Raw genomic sequence first — 2,597 nt, 5'->3', positions numbered from 1 at the left:
GGGCTCTCCCCTTTCCACCCCGGCCGGCAGCTTCGGCCGGACGAGGGCGGCGGCGGGGCAGAAATCTCGCCAGCCTCCTGATCGCCACGACGGGCGAGCCCCCTGAATACGAGCAGGTCAGAGCGCCGATTCGATGAGCTAGGCGCGGGACGGGGTCTGGGGCGCGGACAGCGGTCTGGCGCTGCGGGCCGGGTCAGGTGCGGCGGGCGGTCTCCACCACGAAGGGTTTTCCCTGCTGGCAGGTGGTGAGCATGTCGGGCTGCGCCCGGCCGGTGACCGTCACCCGCGCGCCGGCGGCCAGCACGTCCCGAGGGCCGCCGATCAGCAGGTAGCCGTCGAGGAGCAGGCAGTTCGGCTCCACTCCGGCGGTGACGACCCCGGTCAGGGTGGTGTCACCCGCGGGCGGCGGCTTGGTCGGCCCGCCGGGGCGCGTCGGGGCCGGCGATTGGGTGGGTGCGGTCGGGCCGACCGGGCCAGTGGTCGGCGTCGAGTCCGGGGTGGGCAGGTCGGTCACCGGCTGCGCTCCCGTCGGGGTCGGGGTGGACGTGCCGTCACCACCGCCGCCGCAGGCGCCGAGCGCCACGCAGACCAGCAGAGCGGAGACGGCGAGCCGAAGAGTCCTCATACCCGGATCAGACGCGCCGCGGCCCGGTGGCGTTCCCCGCTCAGCCGCGGGCGGCCGCGGCGGCCTTCATGTCCCGCTTGAGCTCCTGCGGCAGCGAGAAGGTCAGCCGCTCGTTGGCGGTCACCACCTCGTCCACGTCGGTGAAGCCCCGCTCGGCGAGGTACGCGAGCACCTCCTGCACCAGCTCGTCGGGGACGCTCGCGCCGGAGGTCAGCCCGACCGTGCGCGCCCCGGCCAGCCACGCGTCGTCGATCTCGTGGGCGAAGTCGACCAGGTGACCGGCGCGGGCGCCGGCGTCGAGGGCGACCTCGACCAGGCGTACCGAGTTGGAGGAGTTGCGCGAACCGACCACGATCATCACGTCACACTCGGGCGCGATCTCCTTGACCACGTGCTGGCGGTTGGAGGTGGCGTAGCAGATGTCGTCGCTGGGCGGGGACTGCAGCATCGGCAGCCGCTTCTTGAGCCGGGCCACCGTCTCCAGCGTCTCGTCGACCGACAGGGTGGTCTGGGAGAGCCAGACGACCTTGTTCGGGTCGCGGACGGTGATCTTGTCGGCGTCGGCCGGGCCGTCGACGAGCTGGATGTGCTCGGGGGCCTCGCCGGAGGTGCCGATGACCTCCTCGTGCCCCTCGTGGCCGATCAGCAGGATGTCGTAGTCCTCGGCGGCGAACCGCTTCGCCTCCTGGTGCACCTTGGTGACCAGCGGGCAGGTCGCGTCGATCGCCTTCAGGGAGCGCGCCTTCGCCTGCTCGTAGACCTCGGGGGCGACGCCGTGCGCGGAGAAGATGACCGTGGCGCCCTCGGGCACCTCCTCGTTCTCCTCCACGAAGATCGCGCCCTGGGCCTCCAGCGTCCGCACGACGTGCTTGTTGTGCACGATCTGCTTGCGCACGTAGATCGGGGCGCCGTAGAGCTTGAGCGCCTCCTCCACGGTCTGCACCGCGCGGTCGACGCCCGCGCAGTAGCCGCGGGGCTTGGCCAGGAGCACGCGCTTGCCGGTCTGGGGAGTCGCCTGAGCCTCGGTCACCCGCCCATCGTACGTGCCGCCCCACCGGGCCACACCCGCTGCGACCGTCACCACAAAGCCGGCCCGCGCCTGGCAGAATGAGCGCACCGGCAGCGCGCACGGCCACCGGCATCCCCCGGAGACCCCTTCTCCGGTACGAGAGGACGCGCGCCATGGTGATCCAGAAGACCCCTGACGAGATCGAGCTGATGGCCCGGGCCGGCACCATCCTGGCCGAGGTGCACGAGGTGCTCCGGGAGGCGGTCGCTCCCGGGGTGACCACCGGCGAGTTGGACGCGCTGGCCGCGGCCGAGATCGCCGCACGGGGGGCGGAGCCCTCCTTCCTCGGCTACCACGGCTACCCGGCCACCCTCTGCACCTCCGTGAACGACCAGATCGTGCACGCCTTCCCCGCCACCGGGGTCCGGCTGCGCGCGGGTGACCTGGTGTCGCTGGACTGTGGCGTGATCTGGCAGGGCTACCACTCCGACGCCGCGTGCACCTGGGTGGTCGGCGGGCGGGAGCAGGCCGACGAGCGCACCCTCACCCTGGTCGACGCCGGGTACGCCGCGCTCTGGCGGGGCATCGCCGCGCTGCGCCCCGGCAACCGGCTCGGCGACGTGTCGTACGCCGTCGGGGCGGAGGCCGACCGGCACGGCCTGGGTGTGATCGCGGAGCACGACGGGCACGTGGTCGGCGGCCACGGCATCGGCCGGCAGCTACACGAGGATCCGCTGGTCCCCGGGCGCGGGCGGCCCGGGCGCGGGATGCGACTGCGCCCGGGCCTGGTCTTCGCCATCGAGCCGATGTTCACCCTCGGCGTCCCCGGCTTCACCGTCGCCGACGACGGCTGGACGATCAGCACCCTCGACGGCGCCCTCGCCGCCCACTGGGAGCACACCGTCGCCATCACCGAGGCCGGCCCGAGGGTCCTCACCGCCCGCCCGGGCGAACCCGCCGCCC

3 protein-coding genes are annotated in these 2,597 nt (G+C 73.3%); 1 reads left to right on the top strand and 2 read right to left on the bottom strand.

Features of this window, described 5'->3' with window-relative positions; all coding sequences use genetic code 11:
• Window positions 1–193 precede the first annotated feature (193 nt).
• Together C1I99_RS31065 and C1I99_RS31060 are read right to left on the bottom strand one after the other, a co-directional pair.
• Window positions 194–625 (bottom strand): hypothetical protein, encoded by a 432-nt coding sequence (locus C1I99_RS31065; RefSeq protein WP_111137701.1) that lies wholly within the window; start codon window positions 623–625, stop codon window positions 194–196.
• A gap of 40 nt (window positions 626–665) precedes the next feature.
• Window positions 666–1,655 carry a 4-hydroxy-3-methylbut-2-enyl diphosphate reductase gene (locus tag C1I99_RS31060; protein ID WP_111137702.1) on the bottom strand — a complete coding sequence of 330 codons (990 nt, stop codon included), beginning with the start codon at window positions 1,653–1,655 and terminating at the stop codon, window positions 666–668.
• Between the two features lie 152 nt (window positions 1,656–1,807).
• Between C1I99_RS31060 and map the strand changes: the two genes are divergently transcribed.
• Window positions 1,808–2,597: type I methionyl aminopeptidase (map, locus tag C1I99_RS31055; RefSeq protein ID WP_111137700.1), on the top strand; the 790-nt coding region annotated here is incomplete at its 3' end.

Source organism: Micromonospora deserti, assembly GCF_003236335.1.
GTDB classification, from domain to species: Bacteria; Actinomycetota; Actinomycetes; order Mycobacteriales; family Micromonosporaceae; genus Micromonospora; species Micromonospora deserti.
Note: the sequence above shows the minus strand (reverse complement) of the source record. Positions and strands in the feature narration are given on the sequence as shown.

What these genes read in the sequence shown, in the direction of transcription:
- C1I99_RS31065 (WP_111137701.1), bottom strand. Translation starts at nt 625, where the DNA reads ATGAGGACTCTTCGGCTCGCCGTCTCCGCTCTGCTGGTCTGCGTGGCG.